The 23783-nt window shown below is 63.6% G+C and carries 24 protein-coding genes; 14 read left to right on the top strand and 10 right to left on the bottom strand.

Features of this window, described 5'->3' with window-relative positions:
* Positions 1-62 precede the first annotated feature (62 nt).
* Entirely contained in the window at positions 63-698 is a 636-nt protein-coding gene (locus NKJ57_RS02720; RefSeq protein WP_023728277.1) for an isochorismatase family protein, read from the bottom strand.
* Between the two features lie 128 nt (positions 699-826).
* On the opposite strand from NKJ57_RS02720, the gene NKJ57_RS02715 reads away from it, so the two are divergent.
* Complete coding sequence (locus tag NKJ57_RS02715) at positions 827-1822, top strand: GlxA family transcriptional regulator (RefSeq protein WP_352510459.1); 996 nt, start codon at positions 827-829, stop codon at positions 1820-1822.
* Between the two features lie 15 nt (positions 1823-1837).
* Here NKJ57_RS02715 and NKJ57_RS02710 read toward each other — a convergent pair whose 3' ends face one another.
* Positions 1838-2395 (bottom strand): sugar O-acetyltransferase, encoded by a 558-nt coding sequence (locus NKJ57_RS02710; protein ID WP_352510458.1) that lies wholly within the window; start codon positions 2393-2395, stop codon positions 1838-1840.
* Positions 2396-2550: 155 nt separating this feature from the next.
* Between NKJ57_RS02710 and NKJ57_RS02705 the strand changes: the two genes are divergently transcribed.
* The 4 genes from NKJ57_RS02705 (at position 2551) to NKJ57_RS02690 (ending at position 6841) form a co-directional block, all read left to right on the top strand.
* Positions 2551-3012 carry a DUF4126 domain-containing protein gene (locus NKJ57_RS02705; RefSeq protein WP_352510457.1) on the top strand — a complete coding sequence of 154 codons (462 nt, stop codon included), beginning with the start codon at positions 2551-2553 and terminating at the stop codon, positions 3010-3012.
* Complete coding sequence (locus NKJ57_RS02700; RefSeq protein ID WP_352510456.1) at positions 3009-4400, top strand: FAD-containing oxidoreductase; 1392 nt, start codon at positions 3009-3011, stop codon at positions 4398-4400. The genes NKJ57_RS02705 and NKJ57_RS02700 overlap by 4 nt, the downstream gene beginning before the upstream one ends.
* Before the next feature lie 115 nt (positions 4401-4515).
* The gene (locus NKJ57_RS02695) at positions 4516-5694 is read left to right on the top strand and encodes an MFS transporter (RefSeq protein WP_352510455.1); all 1179 of its coding nucleotides are present in this window, start codon (positions 4516-4518) and stop codon (positions 5692-5694) included.
* Between the two features lie 91 nt (positions 5695-5785).
* A complete protein-coding gene (locus NKJ57_RS02690; RefSeq protein ID WP_352510454.1) occupies positions 5786-6841 on the top strand; it encodes a M14 family metallopeptidase in 1056 nt (351 codons plus the stop codon).
* A gap of 1 nt (position 6842) precedes the next feature.
* On the opposite strand, the gene NKJ57_RS02685 is transcribed toward NKJ57_RS02690, so the two are convergent.
* Complete coding sequence (locus NKJ57_RS02685) at positions 6843-7613, bottom strand: isocitrate lyase/PEP mutase family protein (protein WP_352510453.1); 771 nt, start codon at positions 7611-7613, stop codon at positions 6843-6845.
* A 321-nt stretch (positions 7614-7934) separates the two neighbouring features.
* Here NKJ57_RS02685 and NKJ57_RS02680 point away from each other — a divergent pair, with 321 nt between their 5' ends.
* Together NKJ57_RS02680 and NKJ57_RS02675 are read left to right on the top strand one after the other, a co-directional pair.
* Positions 7935-10124: an anthranilate synthase gene (locus NKJ57_RS02680; RefSeq protein WP_352510452.1), complete on the top strand. Its 2190-nt coding sequence runs from the start codon at positions 7935-7937 to the stop codon at positions 10122-10124.
* A gap of 23 nt (positions 10125-10147) precedes the next feature.
* A complete protein-coding gene (locus tag NKJ57_RS02675; protein ID WP_502902008.1) occupies positions 10148-11077 on the top strand; it encodes a cation diffusion facilitator family transporter in 930 nt (309 codons plus the stop codon).
* A gap of 6 nt (positions 11078-11083) precedes the next feature.
* Here the strand turns inward: NKJ57_RS02675 and NKJ57_RS02670 are convergent, their stop codons facing one another.
* The 3 genes from NKJ57_RS02670 to NKJ57_RS02660 form a co-directional block, all read right to left on the bottom strand.
* Positions 11084-11470 carry a type II toxin-antitoxin system VapC family toxin gene (locus tag NKJ57_RS02670; RefSeq protein ID WP_023744268.1) on the bottom strand — a complete coding sequence of 129 codons (387 nt, stop codon included), beginning with the start codon at positions 11468-11470 and terminating at the stop codon, positions 11084-11086.
* On the bottom strand, positions 11467-11712 hold the full coding sequence (locus NKJ57_RS02665; protein ID WP_023724992.1) for an antitoxin: 246 nt from the start codon (positions 11710-11712) through the stop codon (positions 11467-11469). The genes NKJ57_RS02670 and NKJ57_RS02665 overlap by 4 nt, the downstream gene beginning before the upstream one ends.
* A gap of 65 nt (positions 11713-11777) precedes the next feature.
* A complete protein-coding gene (locus NKJ57_RS02660) occupies positions 11778-12866 on the bottom strand; it encodes a hypothetical protein (protein WP_352510450.1) in 1089 nt (362 codons plus the stop codon).
* Positions 12867-12966: 100 nt separating this feature from the next.
* Between NKJ57_RS02660 and NKJ57_RS02655 the strand changes: the two genes are divergently transcribed.
* The 5 genes from NKJ57_RS02655 to NKJ57_RS02635 all read left to right on the top strand — a co-directional run bounded on the left by NKJ57_RS02655 (position 12967) and on the right by NKJ57_RS02635 (position 16603).
* Positions 12967-13395, top strand: coding sequence for a DsrE family protein (locus NKJ57_RS02655; protein WP_023683648.1), 429 nt, complete (start codon positions 12967-12969; stop codon positions 13393-13395).
* Between the two features lie 73 nt (positions 13396-13468).
* On the top strand, positions 13469-14248 hold the full coding sequence (locus tag NKJ57_RS02650; RefSeq protein ID WP_023669971.1) for an SDR family NAD(P)-dependent oxidoreductase: 780 nt from the start codon (positions 13469-13471) through the stop codon (positions 14246-14248).
* A gap of 79 nt (positions 14249-14327) precedes the next feature.
* A complete protein-coding gene (locus NKJ57_RS02645) occupies positions 14328-14636 on the top strand; it encodes a putative quinol monooxygenase (protein ID WP_023691624.1) in 309 nt (102 codons plus the stop codon).
* A gap of 80 nt (positions 14637-14716) precedes the next feature.
* Entirely contained in the window at positions 14717-15805 is a 1089-nt protein-coding gene (locus NKJ57_RS02640; protein ID WP_352510449.1) for an AbrB family transcriptional regulator, read from the top strand.
* Positions 15806-15850: 45 nt separating this feature from the next.
* A complete protein-coding gene (locus NKJ57_RS02635) occupies positions 15851-16603 on the top strand; it encodes an SDR family NAD(P)-dependent oxidoreductase (RefSeq protein ID WP_023669968.1) in 753 nt (250 codons plus the stop codon).
* Positions 16604-16658: 55 nt separating this feature from the next.
* Here the strand turns inward: NKJ57_RS02635 and NKJ57_RS02630 are convergent, their stop codons facing one another.
* Positions 16659-17555 (bottom strand): LysR family transcriptional regulator, encoded by an 897-nt coding sequence (locus NKJ57_RS02630; protein ID WP_023733384.1) that lies wholly within the window; start codon positions 17553-17555, stop codon positions 16659-16661.
* A 146-nt stretch (positions 17556-17701) separates the two neighbouring features.
* On the opposite strand from NKJ57_RS02630, the gene NKJ57_RS02625 reads away from it, so the two are divergent.
* Positions 17702-19237 (top strand): MFS transporter, encoded by a 1536-nt coding sequence (locus NKJ57_RS02625; protein WP_352510448.1) that lies wholly within the window; start codon positions 17702-17704, stop codon positions 19235-19237.
* A gap of 10 nt (positions 19238-19247) precedes the next feature.
* Here NKJ57_RS02625 and NKJ57_RS02620 read toward each other — a convergent pair whose 3' ends face one another.
* The 3 genes from NKJ57_RS02620 to NKJ57_RS02610 are packed head-to-tail and all read right to left on the bottom strand — an operon-like array spanning position 19248 to position 21510.
* The gene (locus tag NKJ57_RS02620) at positions 19248-19562 is read right to left on the bottom strand and encodes a nuclear transport factor 2 family protein (RefSeq protein WP_031192978.1); all 315 of its coding nucleotides are present in this window, start codon (positions 19560-19562) and stop codon (positions 19248-19250) included.
* Positions 19562-20338, bottom strand: a complete 777-nt coding sequence (locus NKJ57_RS02615) for an esterase family protein (RefSeq protein WP_023804785.1) — start codon at positions 20336-20338, stop codon at positions 19562-19564. The genes NKJ57_RS02620 and NKJ57_RS02615 overlap by 1 nt, the downstream gene beginning before the upstream one ends.
* Before the next feature lie 5 nt (positions 20339-20343).
* Positions 20344-21510, bottom strand: a complete 1167-nt coding sequence (locus NKJ57_RS02610; protein ID WP_352510447.1) for an ATP-grasp domain-containing protein — start codon at positions 21508-21510, stop codon at positions 20344-20346.
* 419 nt (positions 21511-21929) lie between these two features.
* Here NKJ57_RS02610 and leuA point away from each other — a divergent pair, with 419 nt between their 5' ends.
* On the top strand, positions 21930-23669 hold the full coding sequence (gene leuA / locus NKJ57_RS02605; protein ID WP_488377108.1) for a 2-isopropylmalate synthase: 1740 nt from the start codon (positions 21930-21932) through the stop codon (positions 23667-23669).
* Positions 23670-23783: the final 114 nt, after the last annotated feature.

The following is a 23783-nucleotide window of genomic DNA, read 5'->3' as shown; positions in this document are numbered from 1 at the left end:
CGTTGCGAGATCCAAGAAGGGCGGCCACTGGCCGTCCTTTTGCTTTTCGGGGACAGATTTGCCTATGCAGCGTTGCGCGCCAGCGCGCGCTGGTTGGACGCATAGGGCGTGTCGCGTTCGGGCAAAGCACCGGTCTTCAGGCAATCGATCCATTCGGCGGTCTTGAGCACGGCCGCAAAGCGCGACTGCAGGATGATGGACACCACGCGGTGGATCTCCTCGGCCGAGGCGTAGCCGGCGCCGTTGGCGTAAGGCAGCGAACCGGTGGCGTCGGACAGGAACTCGACCGCAAAGCCGACATGCGCGGCGTGGATGATGGTCGACAGGTCGCAATTATGCGTCATGTAGCCGATCACCGTTATCGTATCGATGGTATTGGCGCGCAGCCACGCCTCGAGGTCGGTGCCGGCAAAGGCGCTAGGCAGTGACTTCTCGACATAGTGGTCGCGGCTTCGCCGGGCGATCTCGGGATGCAGGTCGCCGCCATGGCTGCCCTTGGCGAAGACTGGCGAGGTCTCGGGCGCCATCTGCTTGACGACCACCACCTTCACGCCGGCCACAGCGGCGGCATCCATGGCGCGCGCGACATTGACGACGCTGTCGCGGAACGGCGGATACTGGATGGCGAGGTTGCCGCCGTCATAGTCGTTCTGGACATCGATGACGATGAGCGCGCGGCGCGGGGTGTTGGCGGACATGGTGTTTTCCTCTCAGGCTTGAATGGGCCAGGTCGAAAATAGACGGATCGTCCGACTGCCAAAAGTGGCCCGATTGACATCATTCGAAAGAATTGGGACAATTCGCTTTTCGCTTGCTGGAAACACGCATGGCCGACCCGATCATTGCCGTTCTCGCCTTTGACGGCATCAGCCCGTTCCACCTCTCCGTGCCGTGCGTGGTGTTCGGCACCGACCGCACCAAGCTTGGCTTGCCGCGTTTCGACTTTCGCGTCTGCGCGCTCGACGATGGAGCGATCCACACCGATGCCGGGCTGACCATCGCGGTGCCGTATGGCCTTTCCGCATTCGACGATGCCGACATCGTCATCGTTCCGAGCTGGAAGGATCTCGAGGCCCCACTTCCGCCGCCGCTCCTGGCAGCGCTCACCCACGCGCACCGGCGCGGTGCGCTGATCGTCGGCCTCTGTCTCGGCACCTTCGCCATTGCCGCCGCCGGGCTGCTTGCGGGCCGGCGTGCGACGACACATTGGGCCTCCACCGACCGGCTGCAAACATTATACCCGGACATCGAAGTCGACGCCGACGTGCTCTATGTCGACGACGGCGACATCGTCACCTCGGCCGGCGTCGCCGCCGGGCTCGATTGCTGCCTGCACATTGTGCGAGCCCGCTATGGCGCAGAGGTAGCGCTGCGGCTGGCCAGGCACATCGTGCTGTCGCCGCACCGGCAGGGTGGGCAAGCGCAGTTCATCGAGCGCCCGCTGGCGAAAACCCCGGCCACCGAACGCTTCACCCTGGCGCTCGACACGGTGCGGGCAACGCTCGGACAAACGCACAACCTCGACCGCGTCGCGGAGGCCGCGGGCCTGACCCGGCGCACTTTCACCCGCCGTTTCCAGAAATCGATCGGCACCAGCTTTGGCGAATGGTTGGCCGGCCAACGCATCGAACTGGCGCAACGGCTGCTGGAGGCGACGGAAAAATCGATGGACATGGTGGCCTTCGAAGCCGGCTTCGGCAGCGCCACCTCGCTGCGCCAGCATTTCGCCGCACGGCTCAAGACGTCACCGGCCCAATACCGGCGTGAATTCTCGCGGCGAGCCGGTCCGGACGAGCGTATGGCACGCACGGCTTCATACTGACCGCCCACGACGAGTTCAGCCCCGCTTGACCGCCCGCGCCGGATTGCCGACCACCGTGGTGTTGTCAGGGACGTCGCGCGTCACCACCGCGCCGGCGCCGACTATGGCGCCATCGCCGATGCTGATGCCGCCGAGGATGATGGCGCTGCCGCCGATCCAGGCGTCATCGCCGATGGTGACCGGCCTGGCAATCTCCAGTCCCGACTGACGGCCAGCGGCCTCCTTGTGGTGCTCGGCGCAGTAGATCTGCACATTGGGACCGAGAAGCGTCCGCCTGCCGATACGCACCGGCGCGGTGTCGAGGATGGTGCAGCCGGCATTGAGGAAGGCGCCGTCGCCGAGATGGATGTTGAAACCGTAGGCGCAGTGGAACGGCGCCTCGATGCGGCCGCCCTCGCCCGTGCTGCCGAGCAGCACCGATAGCGCTGGACCGATATTGCCACGTCGCTGGGGCGGTAGCGTATTATGCTCGAACACCGCATCGCGCGCGATCACCCGCAGCGCCTCCAGTTCGTCGTCGATGCAGGTGTACCATTCGCCTGCAATCATCCTTGTGCGTTCGCTATCGGCCATCACAGCGACTCCGTCCCTTCGTCGTGTTCGACTGTTTACCAAAGTACAATGCTCACTGATGGAAGAAGCACCATCGCCTACTCTCGTCAAACGTAGGACCTATGCTAGCTTGCCCTCGTGGGCCAGTCCCGGGCCTGCTTTCGAGGGGGATCGACATGCTCTATTTGCTTGCACTTCTGATCGGCGTCATTGCCGGTCTTCGCGCCATGACCGCGCCAGCCGCGATCGCCTGGGGAGCGTATCTCGGCTGGCTGCCGGCGGCCGGCACCTGGGCAAGTTTCATGGGCCATTGGGCCGCCGTCGGTATCTTCACCATCCTCGCCATCGTCGAACTGGTCACCGACCAGCTGCCCTCGACGCCGAGCCGCAAGGTGCCGCAGCAATTCGGCGCCCGCATCCTGCTTGGCGCCTTCAGCGGCGCGGTGATCGGCGCCACTGCCGGTTCCACCATTGGCGGCCTGATTGCCGGCGCCATCGGTGCTGTCATCGGCACCTATGGCGGCGCCGAAGCGCGCGGCCGGTTGGCCGCCGCCTTCGGCAAGGATTTGCCTGCCGCCCTCATCGAGGACGCGGTGGCGATCATCGGCGGCCTGCTGATCGTGGCGGCGGTGGTATGACTGCCCAAGCCTCAGACGCCAAGACATACGACGCCATCATCATCGGCGCCGGACAGGCCGGCCCTCCTCTCGCCGGCCGGCTGACGTCAGCCGGCATGAGCGTGGCGCTGATCGAGCGCAAGCTGGTCGGCGGCACCTGCGTCAACACCGGCTGCATGCCGACCAAGACCATGGTCGCCAGCGCCTATGCCGCGCATCTGGCGCGGCGTGCCGCGGACTATGGCGTGACGTTCTCAGGCCCTGTCGGCGTGGACTACAAGAGGATCAAGGCGCGCAAGGACAAGGTCACCAATGACTCCCGCAGCAATCTGGAGACGTGGATCGCCGGCATGAAGGGCTGCACGCTTTATCGCGGCCATGCCCGCTTCGAATCCGCCAACACGGTGCGTGTCGGCGACGACCTTCTGACCGCCGAAAAGATCTTCCTCAACATCGGCGGCCGCGCCTCAGTGCCCGACCTGCCCGGCGTCAACGACGTCGACTACCTCACCAACTCCTCGATGATGGACCTCGACGTTTTGCCGCGCCATCTCATCGTCGTCGGCGGCAGCTACATCTCTCTTGAATTCGCGCAGATGTTTCGCCGCTTCGGCTCTGAAGTCACCGTCATCGAGAAGAGTTCGCGCCTGACCGGCCGCGAGGACGAGGACGTGTCGGCGGCCATCCTATCGATCCTCCAAAACGAAGCCATAGAAGTCCATGTCGGCGCCGACGACATCCGCTTTGCCAGACAGGGCAAGGACATCGCCGTGACCTTCTCGTCCGGCAAGCCGCCGGCGGTCGGCTCGCATGTGCTTCTGGCACTCGGCCGCACCCCCAACACCGACGATCTCGGTCTCGACAAGACCGGCATCGCGGTCGATCTGCGCGGCTTCGTCACCGTCGACGACCAGTTGCGCACCAGCGTGCCCGGCATCTGGGCGATGGGCGACTGCAACGGCAAGGGCGCCTTCACCCACACCTCCTACAACGACTATGAGATCGTCGCCGCCAATCTGCTCGACGACGATCCGCGCAAAGTCAGCGACCGCATCGAGGCCTATGCGCTCTACATCGATCCGCCGCTCGGCCGCTGCGGCATGACCGAGGCGGCGGTGAAGAAATCCGGGCGCAAGGCGCTGGTCGGCCAGCGGCCAATGACCCGCGTCGGCCGCGCCATCGAAAAGGGCGAGACGCAAGGTTTCATGAAGATCCTGGTCGATGCCGACACCAGGCAAATCCTCGGCTGCTCCGTGCTCGGCCCCGGCGGCGACGAGGCAGTGCACTGCGTGCTCGACCTGATGTACGCCAAGGCGTCGGTCGATACGCTGGCGCGCGCCGTGCATATCCACCCCAACGTCTCGGAGCTGTTGCCAACCATCGCCCAGGAGCTGAAGCCGCTCGCTTGACATAACTCCGCGTCAAGCTCAGCGCTTTCTGCATTGGTGCGTTGCAGCAATGTGCATTGCGCGCGGCAAGGCTTCTCGTTCAGTCTGGATTGAACCGATTCAGTCTGGATTTTCCATGCCTTTGCCGATCCTTGCGCTTGCCATTGCGTCCTTTTGCATCGGCACCACCGAATTCGTCATCATGGGCCTGTTGCCGGAGGTTGCGGCCGATCTCGGAGTGTCGATACCCTCGGCCGGCCTGCTGGTCACCGGCTATGCGCTGGGCGTCGTCTTCGGCGCACCCATCGTCGCCATGGCCACCGCGCATCTGCCGCGCAAGCCGGTGCTGGTCGCGCTGACGGCGATGTTCGTCGTCGGCAATCTGCTCTGCGCCATTGCGCCCAATTACTGGCTTCTGATGGCCGCGCGCGTCTTCACCGCGTTCGGTCATGGCGCCTTTTTCGGCATTGGTTCCGTCGTTGCCGCCAGCCTGGTGCCGCGCAACAAGCGCGCCAGCGCCATGGCGATGATGTTCGCGGGATTGACGCTCTCCAACATTCTCGGCGTTCCTGCCGGCACCGCGCTTGGCGAAGCCTTCGGCTGGCGCTCCACCTTCTTTGCCGTCGTCGGCATCGGCCTGATCTCTGTTGCCGCCATCGCCTGGCTGGTGCCATCCAATGTCGTCGAACCGAGCGGCGGCGGCCTGCGCAGCGAACTGCGCGTGCTGGGCAAGCTGCAGGTCTGGCTCGCCATGCTGATCGCCTCGCTGGCCTCGGCCAGCCTGTTTGCCGTCTTCACCTACATCAAGCCCTACCTTACCGATGTCTCCGGCCTTTCGACCTCCGCGGTCACCTGGGTCCTGCTGCTGTTCGGCGCCGGCATGACCATAGGCAACATCATCGGCGGCCGGCTGGCCGACTGGAAATTGATGCCGACGGTCATCGGCACGCTGCTTTTGATGGCAGTTCTGTTTGTCGGCTTCATGCAGTTCGGCGCGATCGCCAGCGTCGCCATCGGCATCGTCTTCTTGTGGGGACTGCTGATCTTCGTCGTGGTGCCGCCGCTGCAGATCCGCGTCGTCGAAGCGGCTTCGGAAGGGCCGAACCTCGCCGCCACGCTCAACCAGGGCGCATTCAATGTCGGCAATGCCAGCGGCGCCTGGATCGGCGGCGTGGCTCTGTCGGCCGGCGTTTCCTATGCTCATTTGCCGCTGGTCGGCGCGGCGCTGGCCCTGCTGGCGGTCAGCGTCGCCGTCGTCTCGCAGGCGCTCGAAGGATCGGCGCCGATAGCGACGGTTCCGGCCGCCGCCGAATAATTCCATTGCGCCCATGGCGGCTCGAACTGGACCAATCGACAGCCCTTCGGCAAACGTGCATGTGTTCTGCCTCTTATCCTGGAGGCATCCCATGCAGAAATCGATCGAACGCATCGCCGGCGACACCGAAGGCGTTTCCTACGAATTCCCGGTGTTCCGCTTCGCCGGCGCCGACGCGGCAGCACCTTCGGCCTATCTGCAGGCAGCACTCCACGCCGGTGAATTGCCTGGTGTCGTCGCCATCGACGCCTTGATGCCGGCGCTGAACAAGGCCGAAGCCGAAGGCCGCATCAAGGGCAACATCACGGTCGTGCCCTGGGCCAATCCGATCGGCCGCGCGCAATATCATTTCGGCGAGCACCAGGGCCGCTTCCATCTCGGCACCCGCAACAATTTCAACCGCGGCTTTCCACTGCTCGCCGCGCCCGACGCCAAGCTATTGCCCGACACCACGCTTGGCACCCCCGACCAGCTATTGAAGACCCGTCTGGTGCAGCTGTCGCTCGGCCACGACATCGTGCTCGACCTGCATTGCGACGACGAGGGCCTTGCCTATCTCTACGTCCACGCCAGCCTGTGGCCGGCGATGGCCGATTGCGCCGCCGCCATGGGTATCGACGCCGTGGTGTTGTGGAGCGAGGACACCGACGGCACCTTCGAGGGCGCCACGATCATGCCCTACCAGAACGTCCCCGCCAACGTGGCGAAGCTCGACCGCCGCGTTGCCACCACGGTAGAATACCGTGGCATACTGGATGTCGACGGCGCGCTGGCAAGTTCCGATGCCGAAGGCCTTTACCGGCTGCTGGCGGCGCGCGGCGTCATCGCCGATACCGCCCTTCCCGCACCCGGCGCGTTCAAGGGCCTCGTCGCGCCGCTGGAGAACATCGACATGATGCCGGCGCCCCGGGCCGGCGCCATCCTCTACGACGTCAAGCCCGGCGACCGCGTCGCGAAGAGCGCGCGCCTCGCCACCATCGTCCACACACCGGGCGAGGCCGGCGGCCGCACCGAGGTGCTGGCACCGCAGGACGGCGTCATCCTGACCCGCCGCTCGCGCCGCATCATCCGCGCCGGCGAGGATCTCTTGAAGCTGGTCGGCGACAAGAAGAGCGCCGACGCGAGGTCAGGCACGCTGGAGGACTGAGCTAACCCGAAATCGCCAGCCGCGCCTTGGCCTCCAGCCATTCGGCCATCTGCCGGTACGGCACCGGGCCGTGGCTGACACGGGCGACACCAAGCTCGGCCAGGCGCTGGCGCGGCGGCACATGCGCCAGCGCGATGATGTTGACCGGCAATGCCGTCGCCTTGCACAGCGCCTCGATCAGACCCTCGTAGCCGAGTCCCGGCGCAAAGAAGCCGCTCGCTCCTGCCTTTTCATAAGCGTGCGCCCGCTCGATGGCCTGGTCGAGCAGCACGCTGTCATGCGCATCCGTCTTGGCCTTGAGGAAAATGTCGGTACGGGCGTTGATGTAGGCGGGAATGCCGGAAGCCTTCACCGCCGCCGCTGCCGCCTCGATCCGCTTCACCTGTATGGCGATGTCGTGCAGGCCGGCGCCGCCGACGATCTGGTCCTCGAAATTGAAACCGATGGCGCCGGCCTGCAGGGCACGTGTGACCGTCTGGGCGACAGTCTCCGGCTCGACGCCGTAGCCGCCTTCGAGGTCCATGGTCACCGGCAGGTCGACTGCCGCCACGATGCGCTTGATGTTGTCCAGCGCTAGCTCCAGCGGAATTTTCTCGCCATCGGCATAACCAAAAGCAGCCGCGACCGGCCAGCTTCCGGTGGCGATCGCCTTGGCGCCCGCCCTCTCGACGATCTTGGCCGAGCCCGGATCCCAGGCATTGTAGAGAACGATCGGGTTGCCCTTGACATGAAGGGCATGGAACGTGCGTGCGCGCTCGATCTGCTCGGTCATTGCTGTCTTCCCGTCTTTCCGATGTTGGACGAACAGTCTAGGCAGGACCCCAAGCCTTGGCGATGTGCCATGGGTTGCGGAAGCGGCGGCCACAAACAGGCCTTTCAAACCTGTTGCGCATCCGGCTTTTCGCCGCTATGGATTTCGCCCATGAACATGCGCTCGATCAAGACCATTTGGTGGTGGGCTCGCTGACAGCGGCCTGTTCGAACGCGTGCGCGTGAAAATAGAGGGTGGCCGCAACGGAATGTCCGGGCGGCCATTTGTTTTTTCAAAGCCATTCCCGGGTCCGTTGCCCCAACAAGCCATATGGAGACGGCAATGACGATGAAGGCTCTGGAAGACGGCGCGGAAAGCTTCGTGACCGCAGGTGGTGTCACCATCACCCGCGAACGCCACGACAAGCCTTACGCCGGTGCGATCGATGCCTATGTCGATGGCTTGAACTCGCGCCGTGGTGCGGTGTTTTCCTCGAATTACGAATATCCGGGCCGCTACACACGCTGGGATACGGCCATCATCGATCCGCCGCTGGTGATTTCCGCGCGTGGCCGCGCCATGCGCATCGAGGCGCTGAATGGCCGTGGCGAAGTGCTGCTGCCGGTGATCGGCAAGACGCTGGCCGGCGTTGCCGAGGTGACGATTGCTGAAACCTCGAAAAAGCTGATCCGCCTCGATGTCGCCAAGCCCGGCCGCGTCTTCACCGAGGAAGAGCGCAGCCGCGTCCCCTCTGTGTTTACTGTGCTGCGCGCCATCACCGCTCTGTTCAAGACCGACGAAGACGCCAATCTCGGCCTTTACGGCGCCTTCGGTTACGACCTCGCCTTCCAGTTCGATCCAGTCGACTACAAGCTTGAGCGCAAACAGAGCCAGCGCGATCTCGTGCTGTTCCTGCCTGACGAGATCCTGGTCGTCGACCATTATTCGACCAAGGCCTGGACCGACCGCTACGATTATTCCGGCGACGGTTTTTCAACCGAGGGGCTGCCGCGCGACGAAATTACCGAACCGTTCAAGACCGCCGACCGCATCCCGCCGCGCGGCGACCATGAGCCGGGCGAATATGCCAATCTGGTGCGCAAGGCGATGGACAGTTTCAAGCGCGGCGACCTGTTCGAGGTCGTGCCCGGGCAGATGTTCTACGAACGCTGCGAGACGCAGCCTTCCGAAATCTCGCGCAAGCTGAAGTCGATCAACCCGTCGCCCTATTCCTTCTTCATCAATCTCGGCGAAAACGAGTATCTGATCGGCGCCTCGCCCGAAATGTTCGTGCGCGTCAACGGCCGCCGCGTAGAGACCTGCCCGATCTCCGGCACCATCAAGCGCGGCGACGACGCCATTTCCGACAGCGAGCAGATCCTGAAGCTGCTCAATTCCAAGAAGGATGAATCCGAGCTGACCATGTGCTCGGACGTCGACCGCAACGACAAGTCCAGGGTCTGCGATCCGGGCTCGGTGCGCGTCATCGGCCGCCGCCAGATCGAGATGTATTCACGCCTGATCCACACCGTCGATCACATCGAAGGGCGCCTGCGCGAAGGCATGGATGCCTTCGACGCCTTCCTGTCGCATGCCTGGGCGGTCACCGTCACCGGTGCGCCGAAACTGTGGGCGATGCGCTTCATCGAGCAGAACGAAAAGAGCCCGCGTGCCTGGTATGGCGGCGCCATCGGCATGGTCAATTTCAACGGCGACATGAACACCGGCCTGACGCTCCGCACCATCCGCATCAAGGACGGCATTGCCGAGGTGCGAGCCGGCGCCACATTGCTCTTCGACAGCATCCCCGAGGAAGAAGAAGCCGAAACCGAACTGAAGGCATCCGCCATGCTCTCCGCCATTCGCGACGCCAAATTGGGCAATGCCGCAGGCGCCGAACGCACCACCGCGCGCGTCGGCGACGGCGTCAACATCCTGCTCGTCGACCACGAAGACTCCTTTGTCCACACACTGGCCAACTATTTCCGCCAGACCGGTGCCAATGTCTCGACCGTGCGTTCGCCGGTGCCGGAAGAAGTCTTCGAACGGCTGAAGCCCGATCTCGTCGTGCTGTCGCCCGGACCGGGCACGCCGAAGGATTTCGACTGCGCCGCGACCATCAAGAACGCCCGCGCCCGCGACCTGCCGATCTTCGGTGTCTGCCTTGGCCTGCAGGCGCTGGCCGAGGCCTATGGCGGCGAACTCAGGCAGTTACACGTGCCGATGCACGGCAAGCCGTCGCGCATCCGCGTCTCCAAGCCCGGAATCATCTTCTCCGGCCTGCCCAAGGAAGTGACCGTCGGCCGCTACCACTCGATCTTTGCCGATCCGGTGCGGCTGCCCGACGATTTCATCGTCACCGCCGAGACCGAGGATGGCATCATCATGGCCTTCGAACACCGCAAGGAGCCGATCGCCGCCGTCCAGTTCCATCCGGAATCGATCATGACGCTCGGCCACAATGCCGGCATGCGCATCATCGAAAACATCGTTGCGCATCTGCCGCGCAAGGCCAAGGAAAAGGCCGCTTAGAAACGATGGCGGCGACGGACAACATGGCGGCGATCGCAGCGAAGGCAGCGGCCAGGCAAAGGATCGCCAGCCTTGCCTTCTGGTCGATTGTCATCGCCTGCGTGGTGCTCGCGCTCAAGCTTGCCGCATGGTACGTCACCGGCTCCGTTGCGCTCTATTCGGATGCGCTGGAGTCGATCGTCAACGTCATAGCCTCGGCCGCCGCCTATTGGGCGGTCCTGGTCAGCTACAAGCCGGCCGACCAGGACCATCCGTTCGGCCACCACAAGGCCGAGTATTTTTCGGCGGTGCTGGAAGGCGTGCTGATCGTGCTCGCCGCGCTTTTGATCCTCAACGAGGTCTGGCGCTCCTGGCAGACGCCGACCCCGCTCGAACAACCCTGGGAGGGCCTGGCGATCAACGGTGTCGCCACCGTCATCAACGCCTTCTGGGCCTGGACGCTGATCCGCGCCGGGCGCAGCGCAAAATCACCGGCGCTGGTCGCCGACGGCCGGCACATCATGACCGACGTAATGACCTCGGTCGGCGTCTTCGGCGGCCTCGTCGGCGCTATCCTGACCGGTTGGCAGATCCTCGATCCGGCGCTTGCCGTCATCGTCGCGCTCAACATCCTGTGGCAGGGCTGGCACGTCATCGGCTCGTCGATGAACGGGCTGATGGACCGCGCAGTGGACACGTCCGAACACATGCACATTCGCGACATCATCTCGGCCAATTGCAAGGGCGCGCTGGAGGTTCATGACCTCAAGACCCGCATCGCCGGCCGCGCCACCTTCATCGAGTTCCACCTGGTCGTCGACGCCGACATGACGGTCGGCGCCAGCCACGTCATTTGCGACCGCATCGAGGACGCGCTGAAGGCCGAAATCCCCTCGGTGCGCGTCACCATCCATGTCGAACCGGACGACGAGGCGAAGCTGCCGAAAGGCACGACGGCGGTGCCGTTCGCGTGAGGCGAGTTACCACGTTTCGATAGTGAGATCTTTGATCCGCTCGAATTCCCGGATATTGCGGGTTATCAGCGTGAGGTCCCGAGCACGTGCCTGCCCGCCAATCAGCGCATCGTAGGGACCAATCGGGGTTCCCAGTGCCGCAAGCCCAGCACGAATCTCACCGGCATGTCTCGCGTCGTCTCGGTCGAATTCAAGTACCGGGAACTGCAAGGCTTCGATGCGCGCCAGATTTTGGACCTTTCGCTGGCTCTTTTCAGCGCCGTAGTACAGCTCATGCAAAACGACCGCCGAGAGAGCAAAGTCTTGTGGTGCATGCCGTTTGAGCAAAGCCAGCAGACCCTCGTCGCCCGCGATGACCGCTATGACGGCATTGGTGTCGAGCAGGTAGGTCACTTAAAGAGGTCATCCAAAGCAGGTCGATCCTGACCATCCTGACGCTCCAGCGCTCCCTGGACGAAATCGTCGTCAACCGGTCCGATGACCTGGTCGAGCCATGCCCAATCCTGCGCAAGCGGCTCCAAGATGACAGTTTGCCCATGACGACGGATCGAAACCTCGTCTGCCTCGAACCGAAACTCCTTAGGCAAGCGCACAGCCTGTGACCGGCCTGACCAGAACACCTTTGCCTTGTCCATGTGCTATCCTCAAATGAGATATAGCAAAGATATATACCATGGTAGCGTCATAGACAAGATCGAACTCAACGAGTGCAGGTCGACTGCGGCATAGCCTCCAACCGGTAGACCTTGTCATCGGACTTGGTCTTGCCATCCGCCGAGCACAAATCGACGATCGCCAGGCTGCTGTTGGGATTGGCGAGCATCATGGTGCCGTTGGCGCCGCGCTTGAGGAAGATTTCCTTTTGCGCGATATCGCAGGAAAAGTTGCTCATCTTCGAACTGGCCGCGCAGCGCCATTGATCCGCTTCACCCTGGCAGGAATAGGTCTGCGTGACCTTCGTCCCGTTCTTCCTGGTGGTCACCGAAACGGCGACATCGGAGCCGTCGGGCCAGTTGGCGACATCGCCTGAGGCAAAGGAGGCGAGTTCGACCGGCCCGCGGAAGACCCGGATCGACTGCGTCACCTGGTCGGGATGCGAGGAGAGATGCGCGGCATCGTAGTCTCGCCCGAAGCAGAAGGGTTGGTCCGGTTTCAGTCGCTCGCGCAAGGGAGCCCCAAGCGCCGGATCGATCGGGTCGATCTTGGCGAATTCAGCCTGGCAGGTTGCGGCCGGCATCGGGTCAAGACGGAAATTATCGTCCTCCGAGCCCAGCGCCTGCCGGTCATATTCGGCTTCGCCCAGTTCGTCCTCCGATCCGGCGTCGAGATAGAGATCGGACGAGACATCGGTGAGGATCAGGCGGCCTTTGTCATCGAGCTTCAGCGACGCCATGGTGCGGTCGCAGTCCATGCCGCAGCGGATCGGACCTGACTTGCCGTCCTCGGACTCGTGATTGCACCAGCCGCCGGCCCATTGCGGCGCCTTGGCGCCGCGCACCATGGTGGTGAGAAAACCGTTGTAGGAGGTGTCGGCGTTTGCCATCGGCTCCTCGTTCGGATGGCTCACCGGATCATGGCCATAGAGGAAGAAGATCCGCGCCACCTTCTGCTTTGGATGCGCCTTGAGGTGCGCCGCATCATAGACGCGGCCGAAACAGGCATCGGCGCCATTCGGGCTGAGTTCGGGTAATTTAAGCACATCGTCGGCCGCGGCCGAACCCGCAAGCGCGCCGAGCAGCACGGCGCCAAATCCAGCGCTGGCAACAACCTTCCACTTCCTGAACGCCATGTGACCCCCTCCTCGCATCGACAGGACGTAACGTGAATTTATGCTAGTATCATGGCCGCAGCCACGCAATTTGCGGGGAGCGCCAAGCCGAGAGGATGCCATGCGTCGACGCGACATGTTCCGGGCCAGCCTTGCCGGTGCCGCCGGCCTGTTCGGGCTGAGCCGGGCCGCCGCCGCTGAAGACAGACCGAAGGTCGCTTATCACCTCAGCGACCTCGATAAGGTCAACTTCGTGCTCGGCAACATCAAGAACCACTATGAAGGCACCGGCGGCAATGTCGACATCGTGTTGGTCGTGCATGGTCCGGCCCTTGCCGGCTTCAAGTCGAAAGGCCTATCGGCGGCGATCTCGGGACGCTTTGCCGGCCTTGTCCAACAGGGCCTTGAGCCGCATGCCTGCGGCAACACCATGCAAGGCATGGAGATCACGCTTGCCGACCTGCTCGAGGGCTTCCACGCCGCCGACAAGGGCGGCGTCGTCAAGCTCGCCGAACTGCAGCGCCAGGGCTACGCCTATCTCCGGCCCTGAGCCGCCACGGGCTTGAACGTGAAGGCCATGAGAGCCTACGAAGGGTGGCCAAACAGCCCGAAGGAAAGTGCTCATGACCGCGACCACCCTCGTCATCCCCGATCTTGCCGGCAAGGCGGTGCTGGTCACCGGCGCTTCGACCGGCATCGGTGCCGCCCTTGCACTGGCCTACGCCGCCCAGAAATGCCGGGTCGCGCTGCACTACAATTCGAGCCGGAAGGCCGCAGAAACGCTGGCCAAAACCATCCGCGACAGCGGCGGTGAGGTGTTCCTGACACAGGGCGACTTCTCACAGGCAGCCGATGTCGAGCGGGTAGTCGAGGAGAGCGCCGAAAAATTCGGCCGGCTCGACGGGCTGGTCAACAATGCCGGCGGCATGCTCGGCCGCGTGCCCTATGCTGAGCAGACCGAGGCGCACTACGACGCGGTGATGGACCTCAACGCCCGCTCGGTGCTGACGGCCTCGCGCAAGGCGATGCCATGGCTGAAGAAGCAGGGCGGCTTCATCGTCAACACCTCGTCGATCGCGGCGCGCAATGGCGCTGGCGGCGGCGCCGGGCTGTACGGTTCGGCCAAGGCCTTTGTCTCCAATGTGACGCGCGGCATGGCCAAGGAACTGATCGGCTTCGGCATCCGCGTCAATGCGGTGGCGCCGGGCACCATCGCGACACCCTTCCATGAGCGCTATTCCACCGACGAGCAGATGAAGGGCATGGTCGCCACCATTCCTCAAGGGCGTGCCGGCACGGCCGAAGACTGCGTCGGCGCCTATCTGTTCTTGTCCTCCGATCTTTTGAGCGGCTACATCACCGGTCAGGTCATTGAGGTGAACGGTGGCCAGTTGATGCCGTGAGCCGGCAATTGCATACTGCGTCTCGCAACCATGCATGTCGTGCGCACGTTTGCTGAGGTTGGAAGAAAGGGGAGAGGCAATGTACGGATTGATCGGAAAGATGCGGGCGGCGCGCGGCCAGCGCGACGCGATCATGGATGTGCTGCTCGCCTCGACCGGCGCCATGCCGGGTTGCCTGAGTTATGTCATCGCCCGCGACCCGGCCGATGCCGACGCGATCTGGGTGACCGAAGTGTGGACCGACGCCGCAAGCCACAAGGCTTCGCTGCAACTGCCGGAGGTCCAGGCAGCGATCGCCAAGGCCCGGCCGATCATCGCCGGCTTCGAATTCCAGGTCGAGACCCATCCGGCCGGCGGTTTCGGCCTGCCCGCCATCAAGAACGAGTGACATCCCAACGCGGGGTCGGGGTCGTGAATTTCGTCCGAGACAGCGTTCGCATTTTTCTCTTCCAGGTCTAAGACCCAAACATGGACTCTTCGCCAGACCAACCGGCCGTCGAACGCATGGCGCGCATGCGTCCGGTTCGGCAGTGGCTGGTGCTGCTGATCGTCTCGCTGCTGATCGCCGGCGCGCTGGAATACGCCGCACTGCCGGCGGCGCTGCTGATCGGCCCGATGCTGGCGGCGATCCTTGCCGGCACCAATGGCGCCACGGTGCGCGTGCCGCGGCCGCTGTTCGCCGCCGCCCAGGCCTTGGTCGGCTGTCTGGTCGCGGCGTCGATCTCCACCGACATTTTTTCGGTGTTCTACAAGGAATGGCCGCTGGTCCTTGTCGTGGTGCTGGCGACCCTTGCGGCGTCCAGCCTGCTTGGCTGGTTGATCAGCCGCTGGCGCATCCTGCCCGGCACCACCGCGGTCTGGGGCTCGTCGCCGGGTGCTGCCACTGCCATGGTGCTGATGGCCGGTGCCTTCGGCGCCGATCAGCGCCTCGTCGCCTTCATGCAGTATCTGCGCGTCATCTTCGTCTCGATGACGGCGGCGCTCGTCGCCAAGATGTGGGTCGACACGTCGGGCATCGAGGTACCAGCCATCGTCTGGTTCCCGCTGATCGAACCGGCAGCCTTTGCCGCCACGCTCGGCGTGGCGCTGGTCGGCGGCCTGCTTGGCCGGTTGTGCCGGCTGCCGTCACCCTTCTTCCTCGGCACTTTCATCTTTGGCACCATAGTCCATCTCGGCTTCGGCGCGGCGATGCAATTGCCGCCATGGCTGCTGGCGCTCTCCTATGCGATGGTCGGCTGGTCGATAGGGCTGAACTTTACCCGGGCGATCCTGCGCCATGCGACACGGGCGCTGCCGCAGATCGTCGGCTCTATCGTCGTGCTGATCGCCTTTTGCGGCGGGCTTGCCTGGCTGATCAGCCACGTCCTCGGCATCGATCCGCTGACCGCCTATCTCGCGACCAGCCCCGGCGGCATGGACAGCGTCGCCATCATTGCCGCCGCCGCGCAGAACGTCGACATATCCTTCGTCATGGCCTTGCAGTCGACCCGCTTCCTGGTCGTGCTCATCGCCGGGCCGAGCATAGCGCGGCTGGTGGCGAGAGCCGTCAGGGACTGAGATTCAAATATCCAGGGAAGAGGAAAAGTGCCCATGAAACGTCGTGTGAATGCCGTCGATCTCTCAGGCCGGGTCGCCGTGGTGACCGGCGGCGCGCAAGGCATCGGCCTTGCTGTCGCCCGGCGACTGCTGTCATCGGGCGCCAGCGTCGCAATCTGGGATGTGGACGAGACCGCCATGGCGAAGGCCGTTTCCGAACTCGCCCCGCTCGGCCGGGTCGAGGGTTTGCTGTGCGATCAATCGCTGATGGAGGCCGTCGACAGCGCCGCGACCGAAACCGAGCGCTCGCTTGGTCCGGTCGATCTGCTGGTAAACAATGCCGGCATCGCCGGACCGGCAGCGACGGTGGCGGATTATGATCCTGCCGCCTGGCGCCAGATAATCGACATCGACCTCAACGGCGTCTTCTACTGCTGCAAGCGCCTGGTGCCCGGCATGATCGCGCGCAGCTACGGCCGCATCGTCAACATCGCCTCGGTCGCAGGCAAGGAAGGCAATCCGAATGCCGCCGCCTATTCCGCCGCCAAGGCCGGCGTGCTCGCGCTGACAAAATCGCTCGGTAAGGAACTGGCCGGCCACGACATCGCCGTCAACGCGCTGACCCCATCGCCCGCCCGCACCCGCATCCTCGAACAACTCACTGAGGCCCAGGTCGCCTACATGCTGGGCAAGGTGCCGCGAGGCCGGTTCGTCGAAGTCGAAGAGGCGGCTGCGATGATCGCCTTCATGCTATCGGACGAAAATTCCTTCACCACCGGCGCGACCTTCGACCTGTCCGGCGGCCGCGCCACCTACTGAGAAGCAGAGCTATTCCTCGCTGTCTCGTTATCGCCGTCGGCCGCGAAGGACTAATTCAAGAGCCGCCCAGCGTCGCGGCAAGCCGGTCGGGAAGGAAATCGACGAAGGCGCGAACCTTCGGCGACAAATGACGATTGGACGGCCACAGCAACCGGAACTGGCCGCGGCCGTCGACATGGTCGTCCAGCACCGTGCGCAGCAGGCCGTCACGCAGCGCCTCGCGGACCAGGAAATCGGGCATCGAGCTGATGCCGAGCCCGGCCATCGTGGCGCCCTTCAGCGCCTCCGTGTTGTTGCAGGTCAGCATCGAGCGGACCTGCGGCTCGGCGCTGCCGCCGATGAACGGCCAGCCTTGCAGCTTGCCGCTGTTGGGAAAGCGGAAGCGGATGCCGTAATGGTTCACGAGATCGTCCGGACCGCTCGGGTTGCCGTGCTGCTCGATATAGGAGGGTGCCGCACACAACAGCAGCCGGAAGGGTGCAAGCGGCCGCGCCACCAGGCGCGAATCCGGCAGGTCGCCGCTGCGGATCGCGATGTCGACGCCTTCGTCGATGAGGTCGACGATGCGGTCGTTAAAGTCGATGTCGAGTTCGATTTCGGGATAGCGCGCCATGAACTCCGACAGCACCGGGAACAGCAAATGATAGGTCACGATCGGCGTCGAAACGCGCAGCCGCCCATGCGGTGTTTCGCGGCTCCGCGACAGCATCGCCTCGGCATCGTCGATGTCGTCGAGGATGCGCCGCACCCGCTCGTTGAACAGCTTGCCCTCTTCGGTCAGGCCGATGCGGCGCGTGCTGCGCTGAAGCAACCTTACGCCGAGATCCTGCTCGAGCCTGGCGACGCTCTTGCCGACGGCCGATGCCGAGATGCCGAGCGTGCGGCCCGCAGCGATGAAGCTGCCGAACTCAGCCGTGCGGGCAAAGGCCAGGAGCCCATTGAGGCGTTCCATCGCATCTCTCCATTCCAGCGTTTCAGTCCGGTATATCTGGAGATTTAACACTATTTTTCTCGAAGTGTCGCGAGCCTATCTTCCCGTTACGACCGGCGCACCAAGCTTGCGGCAGGCCGGCGGATCCTGGTTCAGATAGGAAAATTATGACCCCGAAGACCACAAACGGCGCGGTCGCGCCATGGCTTGTCCTGTTGTCGGTATGCCTTGCCGCCATGACAATGCCCTTGACCTTCACCGGCCCGGCCGTCGCGCTTTCCCGCATTGCGGCCGACCTCGGCGGCAGCCCGATCGCGCTCAACTGGGTGACCAACGCCTTCATGCTGACCTTCGCCGCCACCTTGATGGCATCAGGCGCGCTGGCCGACAATCATGGCCGCAAGCGGCTCTTCCTTGTTGGCCTCGCCACCTATGTGCTGGCATCGCTGGGATCGATGTTTGCTCCTGATATCGTCTGGTTCGATGTGCTCAGGGCTGCGCAAGGGCTCGGCAGTGCCGCCGCCTTTGCCGGCGGCGCCTCCGCTCTTGCCCAGGAATTCGATGGGCCATTGCGGCTGCGCGCCTTCTCCTTCCTCGGCACCAGTTTCGGCATCGGCCTCGCTTTTGGGCCGATCGCGTCGGGCCTGCTCATAGATGCTTTCGGCTGGCGATCGATCTTCGTCTTGGTGGCAGTGCTCGCGATTGCAGCCGCTTTGCTCGGCCTGCGCACCATCAGGGAATCGCGCGATCCGGATGCGACCGGCCTCGACTGGGCGGGAGCCGGCACCTTTACGATCGCGCTGGCATCGCTGACCTACGGCGTGCTGCAAGCGCCGCAGAGCGGCTGGACCGATCCCCTGGTGATCGCGCTTCTCGTGGCGGCCGCCCTTTGCTTTGCCGCTTTCGTCGTCGTCGAGCGGCGCGTGCGCCGGCCGATGCTCGATCTCTCGCTGTTCCGCTTTCCCCGCTTCGTCGGCGTCCAGTTCCTGGCGGCCGCTCCCGCCTATGGCTTCGTCGTCCTGCTGGTGCTGTTGCCGATCCGCTTCATCGGCATCGAGGGGATGAGCGAGATCAAGGCGGGGCAGTTGATGATCTGCCTGTCGGGACCGCTGTTGATCCTGCCACTGCTCGCCGGCCAGGTAGCGCGCTGGATCGCTCCGGCAACGATCTGCGGTGTCGGCCTGCTTGTGGCCGCCGGCGGCCTTGTCTGGCTGAGCCTGACACCGCCTGTCGTCGCAGCGCTGGTGGCGCCGCTGATCCTCATCGGCGTCGGCATCGCCTTGCCCTGGGGGCTGATGGACGGACTTGCCGTCGGCGTCGTGCCGAAAGAGCGTGCCGGCATGGCGGTCGGCATCTTCAACACCACCCGCGTCGCTTGCGAAGGCGTGGCGCTGGCGATCGTCATGGCAGTCCTGTCGGGTTTCACGGCAGCCCAACTGGCGGCTCAGGGAACGGCGTCTTCCCTGGATGCAACCGCCGCCGCGCAGCTGCTGGTGACCGGCAACATCGGCGAAGCGGCAGCCCGCTTGCCGGGTGCCGGAGCCACGGTCCTGGTCCAGGCCTATGAGATCGCGTTCGACAGGCTGCTGATCGTGCTGGCGGCAATCACCATCGTCACCGCCCTTGTCGTCTTTCTCGGCTTGCGCCGTGGATCGGCGGTGGAACACGAGACCATTGCTCTGCCTGTTTGCCAGGAAGGGTAGCTGAGCCGCGTCAGGAGATGACGAGGCTCGCTATGCGGTGGCCGTCCAGCACGAAGGTCATGTCACCCTCGCCGTTGAAGCCATTGCCTTTCACGGCAATGCGGACGCGGTAGCTGCCCTCGACCTCGGCGATGCGGACAATGCGAAGATTGGACTTCACGCCGATATTGTCCGACTGGTTCCAGCGCGCGATCTGCTGGCGGCCTTGGAAGGACCGCCCCCAGTCGGTCAGGGACGCGTCGGCTGTGAACGTGTGGAGAACGGCTTCGCTATCACCCGCATTGGTGGCCTCGATAAAGCGGCGGATAGGTTCGGGTGTGGTCATCAATCGAGCCGGTGCATCAGATCATCATCCAGCCAGCGGCCGAAGAAATAGACCAGCTGCTTGTGCCACCATGGCCAGTCATGACTGACATCGCCGCCCCAATAGTCGACCCAGGCGGGAATGGATTTGTCGCGCAGGATCTGTTCCAGCCTGCGGGTCTCGACCAGCATCCGCTCTTCCCAGGCGCCCTGCCCGCAGCAGAAGATCATCCTCAGCGACTTCAGCCGGGCAAGCAGCTTTGGGTCTACGGTGCCGGGCAGATAGTCGAGCGGTGAATTGTAGAAGATATCACCTTCCAGCGCCTTGCCGAAGAAATCGCCCGCCGAATAGACGCCCGACAGCGCGATGACGCCGCTGGCGAGTTCGGGAAAGCGAAAGACGAAGTTCGTGGAATGATAACCGCCCATCGAACAGCCGGTGAACAGCGGCTTTAATTTGCGCCCGCCATTGGCTTGCTCGGCGGTCGCCAGAAACTCCGGCAGCGCCTCCTCGCGCACATATCGGAAATAAGCCTCGTGGCGACCGATGCGGTGGGCGGCGCCGGCATGCTTGTTGAAGAACGATTCCGAATCCACGCCGTCGACCGCGAACAGCTGGATGCGGCCGGTGTCGATGAATTCGGCCAGCGCTCCTACCCCGCCGGAATCCTCGAACTGGTAGAACCGCCCCTGCGAGGTCGGGAACACCACCACCGGCCGGCCGGCATGGCCGTAGCGCTTGTATTCCATGTCGCGGCCGAGATTGCCGGAGAAACCCTTGTGATAGGAGATGTCCATCGCGTCTAAGCCTTTTCCGCGTGGATGTAGGCGACGGCCGCGCGCAGCTCTCTCTCGTCCTTCGAGCGCATCTGGTAGGCGTAATTTCCCATAGCGCGGCTGAAAACCTTTTCTATCGGCTGATGATGGACGATCTTGTCGCGATGCGCGGCTAGCACGTCCTCATGGCTGTGCAAATAGTGGAGGTGCTGCTTGCGGCTGGCATAAGCGGTGAAATACTTGCCCTCATAAGGACCACCGGCGGCATCCTTCACCACCATGTCGGCCCAGGCCGCGTAGACGTCGATGTCGAACGTGTAGTTGATCGCATCGGTCATCCAGGCGCCGGGCGGCCGCATGTTGACCTCAAGCGCGATGACGCGGTCGTCCTTGGTTTCGAACAGCTCGATGTGGAAGAAGCGCTCGCGCACGTCGAACGCCTTGAGGATTTTGCGGCCGGCCTCTTCGATCGCCGGTCGGACGTTGGGAAAGCAGGTGTAGCTCATGTGGCGGTCCTTGTTGACCACTTCCATGATGCTCTGGTCGTAGCGGTGGCTGGCCGCCAGCACCACCTCGCCGTCACGGTTGACCAGCCCATCGAAGGTCACCACCAGCCCCTCGATGAACTGCTCCATGACGAAGGTCACGTCCTCGGGCTTGTCCCTGAAAAACTGGTCAAGTTCCCTGGCGTTGGAAATCTTGAAGGTGTTCGAGGCGCCGGACCCGGAATCGGGCTTCACCACCACGGGATAGCCGACGCGGCGGATGAAGGTCATGGCGCCGGCGCGGTCGGAGCATTTGCGCTGGGCGATGGTGTCGACGCCGCTCTTGCGAAAGAATGCACGCATGCGGCTCTTGCGCTTCAAATTCTTCACGAAATCGAGCTTGGTGCCGTAGATGTTGAAGTCGGTGCGGATGTTGGCTTCCAGCTCCAGCCAATGCTCGTTGAGTGACTCGAAGCGCTCGATCCGACCCCATTTGTGGATGAAATGACCCATGGCCCGGAACACCGGATCGTAGTCCTCCATGTCGGCGATGCGGTAATATTCCGACAGGGCCGCCTTCAGCTTGCCGTCCAGCGCCTCATAAGGCGCATCGCCAATGCCCAGCACCGTGGCGCCGGCCTTTTTCAGCCGGTCGCAGAAATCGGCGCCGTTGGCGGGAAAATGCGGCGAGAAGAAAACGAAATTCACGGATGACCCCTCCGACGGCGAAGCATTGCGGCCCCGGCTACACGCAAGTCTGGCGCATTTGCCGCGCATGGGGAAGAGTGCTCGCGAGTGGTGGAATGGCAGCCCACTTGCCTGTCCATGGCGGCTCCTGTATGAAACCCGCCATGAACACGCGCGTCTCCTCCGTCGCTTCCCGTCCGACCGGCTTTGCCGGCGAGACGGTGCGCGCGCTGGCATCGACCCTGCTTCTTCTCGGCCTTATCGGCGATCGCCGGGTTCGCTGAAGGAGCGCCCGGCGGTCGAACCGCCGCTTACGCGTACGCTCCTTGGCCAGTTCAGAAATTGGCAATTCACATCAAGCGAACGAAAATCTGATAAGGCGCTGCTCGCCCTGGAATCCGTCCGAAGACCGATCCGCGAGCCGCCGGGAGAACAAGACGATGAACGCACGAGAAGAGATCCGATCCGGCGAAGCCGAAAGCGTAAAACACGCGGCCGGCCACATGCCGGACGCAGCCCGCAAGTACCAGCCCTATCCGACCGTCGGCCTCACCGACCGCACCTGGCCCAACAAGGTCATCGACAAGGCGCCGATCTGGTGTTCGGTCGATTTGCGTGACGGCAACCAGGCGCTGATCGATCCGATGGGCCATGAGCGCAAGGCGCGCATGTTCGCCCTGTTGCTCGACATGGGCTTCAAGGAGATCGAGATCGGTTTCCCCTCGGCCTCGCAGACCGATTTCGATTTCGCCCGCTGGTGCATCGAGGAAGGCAATGTGCCGGCCGATGTCTCGCTGCAGGTGCTGGTGCAGTGCCGTCCCGAACTGATCACCCGCACCTTCGAGGCGCTGAAGGGCGCTACCAATCCGATCGTGCATTTCTACAATTCGACCAGCGAGCTGCAGCGCCGCGTCGTCTTCGAGAAGGACGTCGGCGGCATCAAGCGCATCGCCACCGATGCCGCCAAGATGATCACCGACATGGCCGCCAAGGCCGGTGGCGGTTACCGCTTCGAATATTCGCCGGAGAGCTTTACCGGCACCGAACTCGACGTGGCGTTGGAGATCTGCAACGCCGTCACCGAGATCGTCAGGCCGACGCCCGACAACAAGCTGATCATCAACCTGCCCTCGACGGTCGAGATGTCGACGCCCAACATCTACGCCGACCGTATCGAGTGGATGTGCCGTAACCTCGACAACCGTGAAAACTTGTTGATCTCGCTGCATCCCCACAATGACCGCGGCACCGGCATCGCCACCACCGAGCTCGGCCTGATGGCGGGTGCGGACCGCGTCGAAGGCACGCTGTTCGGCAATGGCGAGCGCACCGGCAATGTCGACATCGTGACGCTGGCGCTCAACATGTACACGCAAGGCGTCGATCCCCATCTGGATTGCTCGGACATCAACCGGATGAAGGACGTCTACGAATATTCCAACCAGCTGAAGATATCCGAACGCCATCCTTATGTCGGTGAACTGGTCTACACCGCCTTTTCCGGCTCGCACCAGGACGCCATCAACAAGGGCATGAAGGCCTTGAAGAAGGCCAACACGCCGGTCTGGGAAGTGCCCTATCTGCCGATCGATCCGGCCGATGTCGGGCGCAGCTACGAGGCGATCATCCGCATCAACTCGCAGTCGGGCAAAGGCGGCATCGCCTATGTACTGCAGGCCGATTACGGCCTCAATCTGCCGCGCAACCTGCAGATCGAGTTCAGCCAGGAGATCCAGGCGATCACCGACGCCGAAGGCAAGGAAGTGCCGGCAAAACGCATCCATGACCGCTTTATTGAAACCTATGTCGACCAGCCCGGCGCACGACTGAAGTTCCTCGACCATCACACCTATCCCGATACCGAGAAAAAGGGCCGGCGCGTGGTCGAGGCGGTGATCCTCGACAACGGCAAGGAGACGACAATCGCCGGCTCCGGCACCGGCCCGATCGACGGCTTCGTCGATGCGCTGTCGCGTCATGTTGGCGTCGACATGTCGGTGCTTGATTATTCCGAACATTCGCTCCAGCGCGGCTCGAACGCCTCGGCGATTTCCTATGTCGAGATGGAATATCCCGGCGGCAAGCTGTTCGGCGCCGGCATCAACACCAACATCGTCGCCGCCTCGCTGGAAGCCGTTGTTTCGGCCGCCAACCGGATAATCGGCCGCAAGGCCGGCTGATATTTTCCCGGGCGCCGAATGTCCGCGGCGCCCGGAAATCCCCCATTTGCCGAGGGAAATTCCGGTCTTTTGTGTCAACCACCGGCAACTATCCGGTGTGTTACGCGATCGCAT

This window comes from Mesorhizobium sp. M0077 (assembly GCF_040322955.1).
Taxonomy (GTDB): Bacteria; Pseudomonadota; Alphaproteobacteria; order Rhizobiales; family Rhizobiaceae; genus Mesorhizobium.
Note: the sequence above shows the minus strand (reverse complement) of the source record. Positions and strands in the feature narration are given on the sequence as shown.